The organism is Cellulomonas sp. IC4_254 (assembly GCF_011603975.1).
In the GTDB taxonomy this organism is placed as follows: Bacteria; Actinomycetota; Actinomycetes; order Actinomycetales; family Cellulomonadaceae; genus Cellulomonas.
Genome location: NZ_JAANNB010000071.1, coordinates 1 through 16,805, shown reverse-complemented (window position 1 = coordinate 16,805; position 16,805 = coordinate 1). Strand labels below are relative to the sequence as shown.

Sequence of the window (16,805 nt, the reverse complement as noted above, 5' to 3'; positions counted from 1 at the left end):
CGCCCGACACCCCGCGAGGACTCGGCGCGGGTGCGCCGGGTCAGAGGGCCGTCGCGCGGCGGAGGGTCACGAACGAGACCACCGCCGCGGCGACCGCCACGACCGCGCCGACCGCCGCGGCGTGCTGGGTGCCGGCGTCGAACGCGAGACGCGCGGACTCCAGCAGCACCTCGCCGGTGCCGCCGCCCACCTCGCCAGCCACCCGGGACGCGCCGCCGAGCGTCTCCCCCGCGGCGTGCGCCTGGTCCGCGGTCAGGGTCTCCGGCACGGCGACCCGCGCGCGGTAGGTCGCGTTCAGCACCGAGCCGAGGATCGCGACACCAAGGGTGGTGCCGAGCTCGTAGGCCGTCTCGGAGATCGCCGACGCGGCGCCGGCCTTCTCCGGGGGGACGGCCGTGGTGATCTGGTCGTTGGTCAGCGTCTCCGCCAGCCCCACGCCCAGGCCCATGACCACGAAGGTCACCGCGACGGTCACGGGCGTCGGCACGTCGCCGACCAGGGTCAGCACGCCGTACCCGACCGCGGCCAGCAGGAAGCTCGACCCGATGAGCACCCCCGGCCGGACGTACCGCACCAGCCGCACGGCGAGCAGGCCGGCGGTCACGGACGCCGCGAGACCCGGCAGCAGCACGAGCCCCGCGTCCATCGGGCTCAGGCCCGCGGCGAGCTGCAGGAACTGCGACACGATCACCAGCAGCCCGGAGAACCCGAGGACCGACAGCAGGTTGGCGGACACCGCGCCGGAGAACACCGGGTCGGTGAACAGCCGGACGTCGAGCATCGGTGACGGCAGCCGGCGCTGCCGCCGGACGAACGCCCACCCGGCGGCGAGCCCGACGAGCACCGCACCCGCGGTGGTCGGCGTCAGACCGTGCTCGCCGGACGCGATGATCGCGTAGACCAGCGGCAGCATCGTCGCGAGCGCCAGCACGCTGCTCCACGGGTCGAGCGGGCCCGGGGCGGGGTCCTTGGACTCGGGCACGAGCGCCACCGCGAGCGGCAGCAGCACCAGCAGCACCGGCACGTTGAGCAGGAACACCGAGCCCCACCAGAAGTGGGTCAGCAGCGCGCCGCCGACGATCGGGCCCAGCGCGGCGCCGCCGGCGAAGCCCGAGGCCCAGATGGCGATGGCGAGCCGGCGCTGCGCGCGGTCGAGGAACACGTTCCGGATCAGCGACAGCGTGGACGGCATCAGCGTCGCGCCGAACAGGCCGAGGGCGGCACGGGCCGCGATCAGCATGGCCGGGCTCGTCGACCACGCCGCCAGCAGCGAGACGGCCGCGAACCCGGTGGCGCCGATCATCAGCAGCCGCTTGCGCCCGACCCGGTCACCCAGGCTGCCCATGGGGACCAGCAGGCCGGCGAGCACCAGCGGGTACGCGTCGACGATCCACAGCAGCTCCGACCCCGAGGCGCCGAGCGCGGCGGTGATCGACGGCAGCGCGAAGCTCAGCACCGTGTTGTCCACGGAGATGAGCAGCACCGGGAGCATGAGCACGACCAGCACGGCCCAGGGGCGGACCGGGCGACCGCGGTGCAGGAGCGTCGCCGGGACGGCGGCGGTGGGACCGGTGGTGACCGGGGCGGACATGACGCGACCTCGTTCGTTCGGGGAATCGGCGGCTACTGTACCGTCTGGACGGTATAGCGTCACGGCCGGTACGGTCATTCCCATGTCCGCGACCCGCGACCGCCTCCTCGACGCGTTCGAGGGGCTGCTGATCGCGCACGGCCCCCGCGCCGCGACCCTGGACGCGGTGGCCGCCGCGGCCGAGGTGTCGAAGGGCGGGCTGCTCTACCACTTCCCCAGCAAGGCGGCGTTGGTCCAGGGGCAGCGCGAGCGGCTGGCGGAGCTCGGACGGGCCGACGTCGCCGCGATGCGCGCCGCCCCCGAGGGCGCCGCCGAGTACTACCTGCGCGAGTCGCAGCAGTCCGGGGGGCCGCTCGACCGCGCGCTCATCGCGTTCGCCCGGCTCGCCGAGGAGTCCGGCGACGACGCGACCGCGGTGCTCGACGACCTGCGACGGCACTGGTTCGAGGCGCTGGCGGACGAGATCGGCGACCCCGCCCTCGCGCACGTCGTGCAGCTGGTCGGCGACGGGATGTACTACAACGCGGTCACCGGGGTGCGGGACGACACCGCGCTCGAGGACGCGCGGGCCGTCCTCGGCCGGCTCCGCACCCGCGCCTGACCCCGCACCCGCGCCCCCATCAGGACCCCGGCACGCCGACGGCCCCGCGGCGGGTGCCGCGGGGCCGTCGGAAGCGGTGTGCCGCCCCGTGCGGAGGACACGGGGCGGGACGGGTCCGGCGCGTCAGATCCGCACGCGCCGGGGGTTGCTCACGCTGGTCCAGCGGACGTCCTCGAACTCGGTCTCCGACGCCTGCTGGTCACTCGTGGTCATCTCCATGACTACCCCCTCGATCCGTTCCGGAGTGCCATCCTGCGGCGCGGGGGCGTCCGTCGCGACCCCTCCGGGTGAACTCCGCGTAAAACGTGGCGAACGCGACTCACCCGGCCGCGCGTGGGACCCCGGTCCCGCCCGATCCCTCCGGCGGCCGTGGCATCACGCGCGCGACGGGCCGCGACACCGTCCACAGGCCGGTCCGCGGCTCGGTGGACGGGGACCGGACGTGCCACGATGACTCGGACGCCGATCGGTCAGGTGGTGACATGACGACCTCAGCCCCCACGACGCCCTCGCCCGCGGGCCCAGCCCCCGCGAGCGCACCCGCCGTCGCCCGGCCCTACGCCGAGCCGCCGGACGCGGTGCTCGCCGAGCTGCGCAGCGCGCCGGCCGGGCTCCACGACGCCGAAGCCGCACGCCGGCTCGAGGAGCACGGTCCCAACCGGCTCCCCGCGCCGCAGGGCAAGAGCTGGCTGCGCCGGCTGCTCGGGCACTTCGACGACATCCTCATCTACATCCTGCTCGCGTCGGCCGTGCTCAAGGCGCTGCTCGGCGACTGGGTCGACTTCACCGTCATCCTCGCGGTGGCCGTGATCAGCGCCGCCCTCGGCTTCCTCCAGGAGGGGCAGGCGGAGCGCGCGCTGAACGGCATCCGCACGATGCTGTCGCTGGACGCGCAGGTCCGCCGGGACGGCGAGTGGCAGGAGGTCGACGCCGAGACGCTCGTGCCCGGCGACGTCGTCCGGGTGCGCTCCGGCGACCGGGTGCCCGCCGACCTGCGCCTGCTCGAGGCGACGAACCTGCAGGTGGAGGAGGCGGCGCTGACCGGCGAGTCGGTGCCCGCGGCCAAGCACGTCGAGGCGGTCGGCGCGGACGCCGGCGTCGGCGACCGGGCGTCGATGCTGTTCTCCAGCACGATCATCGCGGTCGGCACCGGCGTCGGCGTGGTGACCGCCACCGGCGCCGGCACCGAGATCGGCCGCATCCAGTCGCTGATCGCCGAGGTGGACGACCTCGAGACGCCGCTGTCCCGCAAGCTCGCGGCCTTCGGCAGGACGCTGTCGCTGGGCATCCTGGGGATGGCGGCGTTCATGCTGGTCATCGGCCGGGTCATCCACGACTGGGACGTGCCGGAGCTCATCTCGGCGGCCATCGGGTTCGCCGTGGCGGCGGTGCCCGAGGGCCTGCCCGCGCTGGTCACCGTGACGCTCGCGCTGGGCGTGCAGCAGATGGCCCGGCGGAACGCGATCACCCGCAAGCTCACCGCCGTCGAGGCGCTCGGCTCGGTGACGACGATCTGCTCCGACAAGACCGGCACGCTCACCAAGAACGAGATGACGACGCGCACCGTCGTCACCGCCGCCGGCACCTACCAGGTCGAGGGCCTGGGCTACGCGCCCGAGGGCCGGATCACGCTCGACGGGCGGCACGCCCCGGTCACCGCGCACGGCGACCTCGCGGCCCTGCTGACCGCCGCGGCGTCCGCCAACGACGCCCGCGTCGTGCAGGACGGCGCGCAGTGGCGGGTCGTCGGCCAGCCGACCGAGGGCGCGATCGCGACCGTGGCGCTCAAGGCGGAGGTCGACGTCCGCGACGTCGAGCGGGTCGCGGCGCTGCCCTTCGAGTCGGCCACCAAGTACATGGCCACGCTCGACCGGGTGCCCGGGGCCGGCACGCGCATCCACGTGGTCGGCGCGCCCGACCGGCTGCTCGAGCGGTGCAGCCACCAGCGCGCCGCCGACGGCAGCACCGTCCCGCTCGACCTCGCCCGGTGGGAGGCCGTCATCGACGAGCTCGCCGGTCAGGGCCTGCGGACCCTCGCGGCCGCCGAGCGACCCGTGGCCGACGGCACCACGACGCTCGACGCGGACGACGTCGACGGCGGCCTGGTGTTCCTCGGCCTGTTCGGCATCGTCGACCCGCCGCGCCCGGAGGCGGTCAAGGCGATCGCCGACTGCCACCGCGCCGGCATCCGGGTCAAGATGATCACCGGCGACCACGTCGGCACCGCCACCGCCATCGCCCGGGAGCTCGGCATCGCCGCCCCGGAGGGCGACGTCCCCGCGCTGACCGGGGCGGAGCTCGAGGCGATGTCCCAGGAGCAGCTGCGCTCCCGGGTCCGCGAGGTCGACGTCTACGCCCGCACCAGCCCCGAGCACAAGATCCGCATCGTCCGCGCGCTGCAGTCGCACGGCGAGGTCGTCGCCATGACCGGCGACGGCGTGAACGACGCCCCGGCGCTGACGCGCGCCGACGTCGGCATCGCAATGGGGATCAAGGGCACGGAGGCCACCAAGGAGGCGGCCGAGATCGTCCTGGCCGACGACAACTTCGCGACCATCGAGCGGGCGGTCGAGGAGGGGCGGCGGATCTACGACAACATCGCGAAGTCCGTCGTGTTCCTGCTGCCGACCAACGGCGCGCAGTCGCTGGTCATCCTGGTCGCGGTGCTGTTCGGCCTCACCCTGCCGCTGTCGCCGGTGCAGATCCTGTGGGTCAACCTCGTCACCGCCGTGACGCTGTCGCTGGCGCTCGCCTACGAGCCCGCGGAGCCGGGCGTGATGTCCCGGCCGCCGCGCGCGCCCGGGGGGTCCGTCATCTCGGGCCGGTCGCTGCAGCACGTGGTGATCGTGTCGCTGATCATCGGCGGCGCGACCCTGGCCGTGTTCTTCATCGAGCGGGCGCGCGGCACCGACTACGCGGTCGCGCAGACCACCGCCGTGACCATGCTCGCGCTCGGCCAGCTCGCCTACCTGTTCAACTGCCGGTTCCTCGGCGAGTCCAGCCTGACCCCGCGCGTCCTGCGCGGGAACCGGGTGATCTGGTACGCGACCGGCGCGCTCGTCGCGCTCCAGCTGGTGTTCACCTACGTGCCGTTCATGAACACCTGGTTCGACTCCGCGCCGATCGGCGCCCGGGAGTGGGCGCTGACCCTCGGGTTCGCGGTGCTCGTGTTCCTGCTCGCCGAGGGCATGAAGGCCGTCACCCGGGCGGTGGACGCGCGGCGCGCCGCCGGACCGGGCGCCGCCGGCGGGGCGGGCGGCGACGGTGCGCCCGAGGGCGAGCCGGTCGACGCGGTCGCCGCCCCGGTGCCGGGCGGGGTCGCCCTGGACGACGCCGCCGGCCGGCTGCCCGAGCTCGTGCAGGCGGTCGAGCACGGCGACGAGGTCACGCTCACCCGCGACGGGCGCCCGGTGGCGCGGATCGTCGCGGTGGCCGGCGCCGCGCGCCGGACCAGCGGGCGCGGGTCCGCGGCGGGCGCCACGGTCGCGGCGAACGTCAGCACGACGGCGATCCAGCTGACGCCGCCCGGGGACCCGGGGGCGGCGGGGACGCCGGGCGTGGCGGGGAACGGTGCGCCGGGCGTTGCGGATGCGCTCGACGCGCCGGGCGCGCCGGGCGCGCTCGACGCGCCGCTGGGCGCGCCGACGGCCGCGCCGCTCGGGGCCCCGGCGGCGGAGACCCTCGCGGAGGTCCCGTCGCCCGAGCTCCCGGAGCCGACCGCGCCGACCCGGGTCAGCACCCGGACCGCCGAGCCGGAGCCGCCGGCAACCACGGACGCGACCGTCGTGCTCGACCCGGTGCCGGCGACGGACGAGCCCCCGGCCCCGCCGCGCCGCCGTTCCCGTCGCGACCAGGCGGACCCGACGGAGCAGCTCGGCACCGTCGACCCCGGGGTCTAGCCCGCCGAGTTCGGCGGTTCCGCCCGACACGCCGCCGCGACACGCCGCGGCCCGGCGCGGAACCGCCGAACTCGCCCTGGACCCCCGGCTCAGATCGTGGCGACCGAGCCCGAGTCGACGCGGTAGTTCGAGCCGGTGACGAAGCTCGCGCGGTCGGAGACCAGGAACGCGATGACCGCGGCGACCTCGTCGGCCTCGCCGCGGCGCTTCAGCACCATGCCCGGCCGCTCCTCGTCCAGGAACGAGGCGATCGCCTCGTCGCGGTCGGTGCCGCGCTCCTCGGCCCGCTTCGCCATCATCGCGTCGGTCATCGGCGTCGCGATGAAGGCCGGCGACACCGCGTTCACCAGGACGCCCTCCGGGCCGTACGACTTGGACAGGCCCTTGGCGAGCGACAGCACCCCGGCCTTGGACGCGCAGTAGGGCAGCTCGTCGACGTACGGCTGCACGCCGTCCTCGGACGCGAGCAGCACGATCCGGCCGCGACCGGCCTCCCGCATCGGCCCGAGCACGGCGCGCACGACGCGGACCGCCGCGAGCAGGTCGACCTCGATCGTGCGGGCCCAGCCGGCGTCGTCGATCTCGTGGAACAGCCCCTGCGCGCCCGTGATGCCGGCGGCGTGCACCAGGATCTCCGGCGCGCCGAACGCGTCGTGGGCGCGCGCGACCAGCGCCTCGACCTCGGCCGGCACGGTCAGGTCGGCCAGCACCGGCACCAGCCGGTCCCGCCCGGCGCCGAGGTCGGCGACCGCCCGCTCCAGCGCGGCGGCGTCCTGGTCGGTGAGCACGACGCGCGCGCCCTCCGCGAGCAGCAGCCGCGCGGTGGCGAGGCCGATGCCCGAGTCGCCGCCCGTGACGAGCGCGACGCGGCCGGTGATGCCCAGGTCCATGGGGTCCTCCTCAGGGTGCGGTGCGGCGCCGCGCCGGTCGGCGGGCGCCGGTGGTGCCGGGAGCGGCGGAGCGGTCAGCCCGTCACCGCGCGGTCGTCGTCGAGCGCCGGGGCCAGCGTGAGCGCGGCCTGCACGAGCGCCAGGTGGCTGAGGGCCTGCGGCAGGTTGCCCAGGAAGTCACCGGTCGCCGGGTCGATCATCTCGGGCCACACGCCGACGTCGTTCGCGAGCGCCAGCAGGTCCTCCATCCACCGCGCGGCCTCGTCCGCCCGCCCGACCAGCGCCAGCGCCGCCACGCCCCAGAAGGCGCACGCGACGAACGCACCCTCCTCCGCGGGCATGCCGGTGTACCGGTGCAGCAGCGGGCCGGAGCCGAGCTCGGCGCGCAGGGCGTCGACGGTGCGGCTCATCCGCTCGCCGGTGTCGAAGCCGCTGCGCGCGTGCAGCAGCACCGAGGCGTCGAGCGCGTCCGAGCCGGGGTGCATGACGTAGGCGCCGCGCTCCTCGGACCAGCAGTGCTCGCCGACCCAGCGCGCGATCCGGTCGGCCTCGGCCCGCCAGCGGTCGGGCTCGCCGGGGATCTGGCCGAGCTCGGCGAGGTGCACCGCGCACTGCAGGGCCTGCCAGCAGCCGAGCTTGGACGAGGTGTAGTGGCGCTCCTCGGTCAGCTCCCACATGCCGGCGTCGGGCCGGTGCCACGCGTCGGCGGCCTCGTCGGCGACCGCGGCGAGCAACCGGCCGGTCTCGGCATCGAGCAGGTTGCCCGCGTCGACGTACCCGCGGACCACCGCGAGCACGTCGCCGTAGACGCCGAGCTGCAGCTGGCCGTCCGCCCGGTTCCCGGTGACGACCGGGCCGATGCCGCGCCAGCCCGGCACGTCGTGCCGCTCCGGCTCCGGCGGCACCGCGCCGTCGAGCCCGAAGAAGATCCGCACGCCGTGCGCGCGCAGGGTGCGCAGCGTCCACGAGATCGCCGCGTGCACCTCCTCGCGCAGTCCGAAGCCGATCCACGCGTCCAGCGTGTACGCGGCGTCCCGGACCCAGGCGTACCGGTAGTCCCAGTTCTTGCCGCCGGCCAGGCTCTCGGGCAGCGACGTCGTGCCCGCCGCGGCGATCGCACCGGTCGGCTCGTGCAGCAGCAGCTTGAGCGCCAGCGCGCTGCGCTGCACCGCCTTGCCCCACGGGCCGTCGTAGTGGAACTCGCGGGTCCAGGCGCGCCAGTTGTCGATCGTGCGGTCGATGCCGCGGTCGACGTCCTCGGGGTCGGGCAGCATGACGGGCTCGCGCTCGGTGCCGACGACGGCCACCAGATGCCGTGAGCCCGGTGTCGCCTCGAACGTGCCGGCGCACGCCTGGTCGTCGACGACGGCGGTCATCTCGCCCAGCGTCCGCACGGTCAGCGTCAGGCCGTCCGCGCGCAGCACCGGGCCCTGGTGGGTGCGCTGCACCCAGGGCGACGCGCTGCCGAGCACCGTGCCGGGCGCGACGCGCCAGGCCATCGGGACCGAGCCGGCGAGCCCATCGACGCGGGAGGCCAGTTCGCTCCACGGCAGCCGGCCGGCCACGCCGGTGTTCATCGCCTGCGTGACGCGCACCTGCCCGCCGTCGGTGTCGTAGGTCGTCTCCAGCACGTTCGTCCCGACGACGTACTGCCGGCGCAGCCGGTACGGGACGGTCGGCGCGAGCTCGACGTGCCCGCCGGCGTCCGCGTCCAGCAGGGCCGCGAACACGGGGGGCGTGTCCAGGTCGGGGACCGGGAACCAGTCCACCCGGCCGTCGTCCGCGACCAGCGCGACCGTCCGCCCGTCCCCGAGCACCGCGTACGACCGCAGGTCGGCGTACCCGTCCGTGCGGGGGGTCGGGTCCCGCGGCTCGTCCGCCGCCGCGTGACCCGACCCCTCCGTGCGCGTGCCGGCGTCGCCGTCCAGGTTCTCGAGGCCCGGCTGCTCCGTCATGCGCGCACCCTCGGCACGGGGTGCGTCACGGGGTCGGCATCCCCCCGTTGACGTTCAGCGTCTCGCCGCTGACGTAGCTCGACTCCTGGGAGGCGAGGAACACGTACGCGGGCGCGAGCTCCGCGGGCTGACCCGCGCGGCCGTACGGGGTCTGCTTGCCGAAGTCCGGCAGCTTCTCCGGCGGCTGGCCGCCCGCGGTCTGCAGCGGCGTCCAGATCGGCCCCGGGGCCACGACGTTGACCCGGATGCCCTTCGGCGCGAGCTGCCCGGCGAGGGCCTTGGAGATCGTGTTGATCGCGGCCTTGGTCGTGGCGTAGTCCACCAGGATCGGCGCCGGCTCGTAGGCCTGGATCGACGAGGTCGTGATGATGCTCGACCCCTTCGGCAGGTGCGGCACGGCCTCCTGCACCAGCCAGTACAGCGCGTACACGTTGGTCTTGAACGTCTCGTCGAACGACTCGGGCGTCAGGTCGGTGATGTCCTCGACGTACTGCTGGCGGCCCGCGATGATCGCGAGCGTGTCCAGCCCGCCGAGCTCGTCGAGCGCGGTGCGGACCAGCGACCGGGTGTAGTCCTGGTCCACGACGTCGCCCGGCGCCAGCACGATCTTCCGGCCGGCCTCGCGGACGAGCTCCGCGACGCGGTCGGCGTCCTCCTGCTCCTCGGGCAGGTAGGACAGCACGATGTCCGCGCCCTCCCGGGCGAACGCGATGGCCACCGCCCGGCCGATGCCGGAGTCGCCGCCGGTGATGATCGCCTTGCGCCCCTCGAGGCGCCCGGACCCGCGGTGGGTGTCCTGGCCGTGGTCGGCCTTCGGCTGCAGGTCGGCGTCCAGGCCGGGGCCGTCCTGGCTCTGCTCCGGCGGCTCGGGCATCGGGTACTGCGCGATCGGGTCCTGGAACGTGTACTGGTCGGCCATGAGGCGTCCTTCCCGTCCGGCGATGAGAGCGAAAGGCGACGCCCGCCGGTGTCGTGACCGGCGGGCGTCGTCCCGCGTCCATCGTGTGCCGGGGTGCGGGAGGCCGCAACCGCGGAGCGCGTCGGCGCGCGGCCCCGCCCCGGGGGCTACAGGTCCGCCGGGTCCACGAGGAAGCCCGCCATGTCGGCGATCTCCCCGCCCACCTCGCCGTGCACCTCGCGCGCGACCCCGCGCACCACCCGCGCCGCACGGCCCCGGGCGACCCGGTGCGGCAGCGACGGCCGCTCGGACTCCAGCTGCTCCACGTCCGGCGCCTCCCACCGCACCCGGTAGGCGACGACCTCGCCCTGCGCCCAGTCCACCGCCGCCAGGACCTGCGGCACCTCCGCCTCCGCGGCCACCTCGACGACCACGATGCCGTCCACCCCGAGGTCGACCTGCAGGCCGAAGGCCTCCGCCGGGGGCGGGTTCTCCCGCATGTGCGCGTCGAACGCGTCGGCCTCCGCGTGCAGCCGCCGGCGCTCCTCGGCGTCGGCGACGCCCGCACCCACCCGGTCGCGGGCCGCGAGCGCGGCACCGGCCTGCTGCGGGGACGCCCGGCCGGCCTCCGGCGCGGGCGGCACGTCCAGCGCCGCGCGCGAGGACACCCGGCGGGCCGCGGCGAGCACGGTCTCGGGCTCCACCCAGCGGTCGGTCAGCACCGTGAGGTCCAGCGCGGCGTCCATGTCGGGCTCCAGCACCACCCCGGACTCGACCCGCAGCGCGCCCCCGAGCCGGCGCGCGACCGCGACCAGCCACAGGACGACGCGCTGCTCCTCGCGGACGGGGCCCGCGGTGCCGAACGCCCGGCGCAGGCCGTCCCGGTCGCCGCCGAACGCGGGCTGCTCCGCGCGCTCGCGCGGGCAGTCGACCACCCAGGCGACGCGCGCGTCCGACGGCAGGCCCCACCGGGCGAGCTGGGCAGGCTCGAGCGCGAACGGACCGGTGAGCGTCGACAGCCGGCCCAGCCGCAGCACCCCGGGCGTCGCGGCCGGGGCCGCGCTCCGGCTCGCCCCCGACGCGCGCCGGCCGGACGGGACCCGCGGCGGGCGCTCCCACCGCGCCGACGGGAACCGGCTCGCGGCCAGCACGTCGACCTCGTCCGGCGCGACCCCGTCCGGCAGCACCAGCAGGTGCCGCCCGGGCGGCGGCGTGACGCCCGCGGTGGCGGGCACCTCGGGCAGCGGGGGCAGCGACGCGGTCACGGCGCGGTCAGACCTGCGTGCGGTGGAAGTGCTGCCACGAGCGCGAGGCGGTCGGCCCGCGCTGACCCTGGTACCGCGACCCGGACGCGCCCGAGCCGTACGGGGCGAGCGCCGGCGACGACAGCCGGAAGAAGCACATCTGCCCGATCTTCATGCCCGGCCACAGGGTGATCGGCAGCGTCGCCACGTTCGACAGCTCGAGCGTCACGTGGCCGGAGAACCCCGGGTCGATGAACCCCGCGGTCGAGTGCGTGAGCAGCCCGAGCCGGCCGAGCGAGGACTTGCCCTCCAGGCGAGCCGCGATGTCGTCGGGCAGCGTCACCTGCTCGAACGTCGAGCCGAGGACGAACTCGCCCGGGTGCAGCACGAACGGCTCGTCACCGTCGACCTCCACCAGCCGCGTGAGGTCCGGCTGGTCCTGCGCCGGGTCGATGACCGCGTACTTGTGGTTGTCGAACAGCCGGAAGAACCGGTCGAGGCGCACGTCGACGCTCGACGGCTGCACCATCGCGGGGTCGAACGGGTCGAGGACCACCCGGCCGGAGTCGATCTCGGCGGTGATGTCGCGGTCGGAGAGCAGCACGGGTCCACGGTACCGGGGCCGACCGGGCCTCCGAGATCGGGCTTCCGCGTGCCGGTCGGTGTCGGTAGGGTGACGTCATCGCCCGGGGAGCTGATCCCCGTGGAAGTCGAGGGCCCGAGACCCGTCCGGAGGACGTGGCGTTCGGGCCCTACGCATGTGCCGCGACGGCCTCACACCTCGACGACGCCCGCCGTCAGCGGGGCGGCCCGGCGACGCCACTCACCCCCGCGGGCCCAGCACCACGCCACGACGTCCGGCAGCGCGAGCAGCGGTTCCTGCCGCGCACGCCGGTGCTCGTACGCGAGCGACTCCCGGCAACCGGCCAGCCGTGTGATCTCGAGCAGATCGCGGCGGTCACGCGCGTCCTGGGTCTCGTCCGACTCGAGGACGAGGCGGTCGCACGCCCCTTGGACATCCGCGACGAGCCGCACCAGGCACGCTCGGCGCCGCTCGATCTGCGTCCGGCTGCGCGGCCCGGCTGCGCAGTAGACCGTCGTGGCGACGCCGAGGTCCGCGAGCGCGCTCAGGATGATCCGTCGCCGCCGGTCGGACTCCTGCTTCATGTGGATGCGCGGCTGCCGGGGCAGCGCCAGACGACGGACCTCCTGCCGGACACCGTGGGCTCGGACCGCGTCCACCAGCGTCGCGGCGAGGAGGTAGTCGCCCGCCTTGGACTCGTCCACGTAGGCGTGCACCGTCATGGCCGGCCGGGCTCGTCGTCGTGCATCCCGGGACGGTAGGCGCCGGCCCGGACCGGTGAGTGGGACCTCCGCTCCAGGTCGCGCCGGGCACGTCGGACCGGGTGGGACCAGGGCCTGCCGGAAGCGTTTCGACCGTGCGCTACGCTGACCGACGCATGCCGCGTGGGAGCGCTCCCGCACGGCCACCACAGACGACCGGAAGGCGCGACGATGCGGTACGGCCACTTCGACGACGAGGCACGCGAGTACGTCATCACGACGCCGCGGACCCCGTACCCGTGGATCAACTACCTCGGCTCCGAGGAGTTCTTCTCGCTGCTGTCGCACACCGGCGGCGGGTACTCGTTCTACCGGGACGCGAAGATGCGCCGGCTCACGCGCTACCGGTACAACAACATCCCCGCCGACGAGGGCGGCCGGTACTTCTACGTGCACGACGGCGGCGACGTCTGGACGCCGGGCTGGCTGCCGGTCAAGGCCGAGCTGGACCACTACGAGGCGCGGCACGGCCTGGGCTACTCGCGGATCACCGGCGAGCGCCGCGGCCTGCGGGTCGAGACGCTGTTCTTCGTCCCGCTCGGCGAGACCGCCGAGGTCCAGCACGTGACGCTGACCAACACCTCGGACGCCGAGAAGACCGTCTCGCTGTTCTCGTTCGTCGAGTTCTGCCTGTGGAACGCCCAGGACGACCAGACGAACTACCAGCGGAACCTGTCGCTGGCCGAGGTCGAGGTGGAGCAGGACGGCCCGCACGGCTCCGCGATCTTCCACAAGACCGAGTACCGCGAGCGCCGCGACCACTACGCCGTCTACGGCGTGAACACCCGCGCGTCCGGCTTCGACACCGACCGGGACACGTTCGTCGGGCCGTACAACGGGCTGGGCGAGGCCGACGTGCCGCGCGCGGGCAGGGCCACCGGGTCGATCGCGTCCGGCTGGTACCCGATCGGCTCGCACCAGGTCGACGTCACGCTCGCGCCGGGCGAGAGCCGGTCGCTGACCTACGTGCTGGGCTACGTCGAGAACCCGCACGACGAGAAGTGGGCACCCGCCGACGAGGCCGCCGGGGTCCCCGCGCTGCAGCGGGTCAACCGCGAGCGCGCGCACGCCCTGCTCTCCCGGTTCGCGACGACCGAGCAGACCCTCGCGGCGTTCGAGGCGCTGCGGACGTCGTGGACCGACCTGCTGTCCACCTACTCGGTGCGGAGCACGGACGAGAAGCTCGACCGGATGGTCAACATCTGGAACCAGTACCAGTGCATGGTCACGTTCAACATGTCCCGGTCGGCCTCGTACTTCGAGACCGGCATCGGCCGCGGCATGGGCTTCCGGGACTCCAACCAGGACCTGCTCGGCTTCGTGCACCTGGTCCCGGAGCGCGCCCGGCAGCGGATCATCGACATCGCGTCGACGCAGTTCCCCGACGGCTCGGCGTACCACCAGTACCAGCCGCTGACGAAGCGCGGGAACAACGACATCGGCTCGGGCTTCAACGACGACCCGCTGTGGCTGATCCTCGGCGTCGCCGCGTACGTCAAGGAGACCGGCGACTGGGGCATCCTCGACGAGCCGGTGCCGTTCGACAACGAGCCCGGCTCCGAGGTGCCGCTGTTCGAGCACCTGACCCGGTCGTTCGAGTTCACGGTCGCGAACCGCGGCCCGCACGGGCTGCCGCTCATCGGCCGCGCGGACTGGAACGACTGCCTCAACCTGAACTGCTTCTCCACCGAGCCCGGCGAGTCGTTCCAGACGACCGAGAACCAGGCCGGCGGCGTCGCGGAGTCGGTGTTCATCGCGGCGATGTTCGTGCACATCGGCCCGGAGTACGCCGAGCTCGCGGAGCGCCGCGGCCTGACGGACGTCGCGGCCCGCGCGCGGACCGAGATCGAGGCCATGCGGACCGCGGTGCTGGAGCACGGCTGGGACGGCGAGTGGTTCCTGCGCGCGTACGACTTCTACGGCAACCCGGTGGGCACCGACGCGCAGCCCGAGGGCAAGATCTGGATCGAGCCGCAGGGCTTCGCGGTCATGGCCGGCATCGGCGTGGACCCGGCCGACCCGGCCTCGCCGGAGAGCCCCGCCGTCCGCGCGCTGGACTCGGTGCGTGAGCACCTGGCCACGCCGCACGGCATGGTCCTGCAGTCGCCCGCCTACACGAGCTACCAGATCGAGCTGGGCGAGGTGTCGACCTACCCGCCGGGCTACAAGGAGAACGGTGGCATCTTCTGCCACAACAACCCGTGGGTGATCATCGGCGAGACCGTCCTGGGCCGCGGCGAGCAGGCGTTCGACTACTACCGCCGGATCACGCCCGCCTACCGCGAGGACATCTCCGACGTGCACCGGCTCGAGCCGTACGTGTACGCGCAGATGATCGCGGGCAAGGAGGCGGTGCGGCACGGCGAGGCCAAGAACTCGTGGCTGACCGGCACCGCGGCGTGGAACTTCGTCGCCGTCTCCCAGTACCTGCTGGGCGTGCGGCCGGAGCACGACGGCCTGGTGGTGGACCCGCAGATCGGGCCGGACGTGCCGTCGTTCAGCGTCACGCGGGTCGCCCGCGGGGCCCGGTACGAGATCACCGTGACGAACGCCGGCGCGCCGGGTGCGCGCGGGCGGCTGGTCGTGGACGGGGTGCCCGTCGAGGGGTCGACCGTGCCGTACGCGCCCGCGGGCTCGACCGTGCGGGTGGAGGTCACCGTCTGAGGACGCGTGACGCGCGCTCCGGGCGCCTGCGTGTGCGGGCGTCCGGAGCCGCTATGCTGGACGCGCGCTCCCCTCGCGGGGGCGCGACGACCGCCCGGCTCCAGCAGCCGGGAGCGGTCACGCGGGTGTAGTTCAATGGTAGAACTTCAGCTTCCCAAGCTGATAGCGCGGGTTCGATTCCCGTCACCCGCTCTCCCGAGAGGGCCAGGCCGGCACCGCCGCGCCTGGCCCTTCGTCGTTCCCCGGCAGCCCGCGGCACGCCGGGCCGACGCCCCGCACCCGTCGCAGGGCAGTCCCCCGTGCTCCGGTGATTTCCCCTACTCAGCGACCGGGACGCCGCTCGGCGCCCGCCTACCTTCCCAGGGCCAGCCCGACGGAAGGACCGCATGAAGCACGAGATCTCCCGCATCGACCTGCGGCTGCCCGAGCGGTGGTGCGGGTGGCGGCCGGGCGACGCCCCGCGGATCGCGCAGCGGTTCGCCACCGACCTCACCACCGGACCCGTGGCCGCCGCCCGGCTCCGGTCCGCGCTGGAGGCCGTCGACCGGGCCGTCGTCGGCCTGCACACGCGGCACGTGCGCGCCGGCGCCTGGGTGCCGGAGCCGACCGGGGACGTGGTCGCCGGGCTCGCCTGCGAGATCCTCGCCGAGGTGCCCGCCGGGCCCGAGCCGGCGGCCGCGTACCTACGCCGGGTGCAGCGCAAGATCTACCGCTCCCGGCGCGCGGCCACCCGCATCGCGTACCACACCGCGACGCTGCGGGAGCTGCCCGCCGGGACCGCGGTCGTGACGCTGCGGAGCCACGGCGTGCTGCGGCACGAGGTGATCTGGACCGTCTTCCCGCCCGGCGCCGGCGAGGCCGTCGAGCTGCGGTTCGACACCCGGTCCTCGGAGCGCTACCAGGACCTCCTCTCGTACGCGGAGGCGATCGCCCACCGGCTCCGCGTCGGGGTCACCCTGCCGCGCGCCGCCGCGCCCCGCCCCGCACCCCCGGCCCGGGTCACGCGTCGGCCGGGGACCTCCGCGCCGGCGATCCCGACCCAGGCGCCCGGCGAGGTCGGGCGCCCGGTCGGGTCACCGCCCCCGGACGCCCTCGCCGCCGGGGCGCGCTGACCGGGTCGCGGCGGGCACCGGGTCGACGCGGCGCCGGCGGAGGTGCTCGAAGACCACCGACGTGCGCACGTCGACGACCTCCGGGCGCTCCGTGAGCCGGTCGATGACGAACCCGTAGAGCGCCTCGTTGTCGGGGACGGCCACGTGGACCAGGAAGTCCTCGGTGCCGGTCGTGACGAACACCCCCAGGGTCTCGGGCAGCGCCACCACCCAGGACCGGAAGCCCTCGATGTTGCGCCGGGTCGGCGGGCGGATCCGCACGGCGACGAGCGCCTGCACCGGCCGCCCGATCGCGGCCAGGTCGACGTCGAGGGTCGCGCCGCGGATCACCCCGCGCTCGCGGAGGGCCCGCGTCCGGTCGAGCGCGGTCGTGGGGGCCACGCCCACGGCAGCCGCGACGTCCCGGTTGGTGCGCCGTGCATCTGCCTGCAGCTCCCGCAGGATCGCCGTGTCGAGTGCGTCGAGGTCGGCCATGAGGGCACCTTACCCGTACGTCGTACGGACAGTGTGGACACGCGTCGTACTGGTGCCTAGCGTCCCGTTCCGTCCCCGAACGTCGACCGCCGCGGGACCCTGCGGCGGTCGACGTTCGGGGACGGAACGGGAC

The 16,805-nt window shown here is 74.8% G+C and carries 12 protein-coding genes, 1 tRNA gene and 1 pseudogene; 6 read left to right on the top strand and 8 right to left on the bottom strand.

Going from position 1 to position 16,805, the window contains the following annotated elements; all coding sequences use genetic code 11:
* Positions 1-40 precede the first annotated feature (40 nt).
* The gene (locus tag G6556_RS08995; RefSeq protein ID WP_166940540.1) at positions 41-1,591 is read right to left on the bottom strand and encodes an MFS transporter; all 1,551 of its coding nucleotides are present in this window, start codon (positions 1,589-1,591) and stop codon (positions 41-43) included.
* Positions 1,592-1,673: 82 nt separating this feature from the next.
* On the opposite strand from G6556_RS08995, the gene G6556_RS08990 reads away from it, so the two are divergent.
* From G6556_RS08990 to G6556_RS19470, 3 genes and pseudogenes are all read left to right on the top strand, one after another.
* Positions 1,674-2,192, top strand: a complete 519-nt coding sequence (locus tag G6556_RS08990) for a TetR family transcriptional regulator (protein WP_166940538.1) — start codon at positions 1,674-1,676, stop codon at positions 2,190-2,192.
* Positions 2,193-2,746: 554 nt separating this feature from the next.
* Positions 2,747-5,404: pseudogene (locus G6556_RS08985) on the top strand (HAD-IC family P-type ATPase); the annotation flags it as partial.
* On the top strand, positions 5,381-6,091 hold the full coding sequence (locus G6556_RS19470) for a type II toxin-antitoxin system prevent-host-death family antitoxin (protein ID WP_240934128.1): 711 nt from the start codon (positions 5,381-5,383) through the stop codon (positions 6,089-6,091). The pseudogene G6556_RS08985 and the gene G6556_RS19470, both read left to right, overlap by 24 nt.
* Before the next feature lie 89 nt (positions 6,092-6,180).
* Here the strand turns inward: G6556_RS19470 and G6556_RS08980 are convergent, their stop codons facing one another.
* From G6556_RS08980 to G6556_RS08955, 6 genes are all read right to left on the bottom strand, one after another.
* Positions 6,181-6,981: an SDR family NAD(P)-dependent oxidoreductase gene (locus tag G6556_RS08980; RefSeq protein ID WP_166940534.1), complete on the bottom strand. Its 801-nt coding sequence runs from the start codon at positions 6,979-6,981 to the stop codon at positions 6,181-6,183.
* A gap of 74 nt (positions 6,982-7,055) precedes the next feature.
* On the bottom strand, positions 7,056-8,936 hold the full coding sequence (locus G6556_RS08975) for a glycoside hydrolase family 15 protein (RefSeq protein WP_166940532.1): 1,881 nt from the start codon (positions 8,934-8,936) through the stop codon (positions 7,056-7,058).
* A gap of 25 nt (positions 8,937-8,961) precedes the next feature.
* The gene (locus G6556_RS08970; RefSeq protein ID WP_166940530.1) at positions 8,962-9,855 is read right to left on the bottom strand and encodes an SDR family oxidoreductase; all 894 of its coding nucleotides are present in this window, start codon (positions 9,853-9,855) and stop codon (positions 8,962-8,964) included.
* Positions 9,856-10,001: 146 nt separating this feature from the next.
* Positions 10,002-11,099: a hypothetical protein gene (locus G6556_RS08965; protein WP_166940528.1), complete on the bottom strand. Its 1,098-nt coding sequence runs from the start codon at positions 11,097-11,099 to the stop codon at positions 10,002-10,004.
* Positions 11,100-11,106: 7 nt separating this feature from the next.
* Positions 11,107-11,682 carry a dCTP deaminase gene (gene dcd / locus G6556_RS08960; RefSeq protein WP_166940526.1) on the bottom strand — a complete coding sequence of 192 codons (576 nt, stop codon included), beginning with the start codon at positions 11,680-11,682 and terminating at the stop codon, positions 11,107-11,109.
* Positions 11,683-11,852: 170 nt separating this feature from the next.
* Positions 11,853-12,383 (bottom strand): hypothetical protein, encoded by a 531-nt coding sequence (locus G6556_RS08955; protein ID WP_205693234.1) that lies wholly within the window; start codon positions 12,381-12,383, stop codon positions 11,853-11,855.
* A 210-nt stretch (positions 12,384-12,593) separates the two neighbouring features.
* Between G6556_RS08955 and G6556_RS08950 the strand changes: the two genes are divergently transcribed.
* The 3 genes from G6556_RS08950 (at position 12,594) to G6556_RS08940 (ending at position 16,198) form a co-directional block, all read left to right on the top strand.
* Positions 12,594-15,086, top strand: a complete 2,493-nt coding sequence (locus G6556_RS08950) for a glycosyl transferase (RefSeq protein ID WP_166940524.1) — start codon at positions 12,594-12,596, stop codon at positions 15,084-15,086.
* A gap of 121 nt (positions 15,087-15,207) precedes the next feature.
* Positions 15,208-15,278, top strand: a tRNA-Gly gene (locus G6556_RS08945).
* A gap of 194 nt (positions 15,279-15,472) precedes the next feature.
* Positions 15,473-16,198 (top strand): hypothetical protein, encoded by a 726-nt coding sequence (locus G6556_RS08940; protein WP_166940522.1) that lies wholly within the window; start codon positions 15,473-15,475, stop codon positions 16,196-16,198.
* Here G6556_RS08940 and G6556_RS08935 read toward each other — a convergent pair.
* Positions 16,160-16,672, bottom strand: a complete 513-nt coding sequence (locus G6556_RS08935; RefSeq protein ID WP_166940520.1) for an Lrp/AsnC family transcriptional regulator — start codon at positions 16,670-16,672, stop codon at positions 16,160-16,162. The two genes, G6556_RS08940 and G6556_RS08935, sit on opposite strands and share 39 nt — an antisense overlap.
* Between the last annotated feature and the right edge of the window lie 133 nt (positions 16,673-16,805).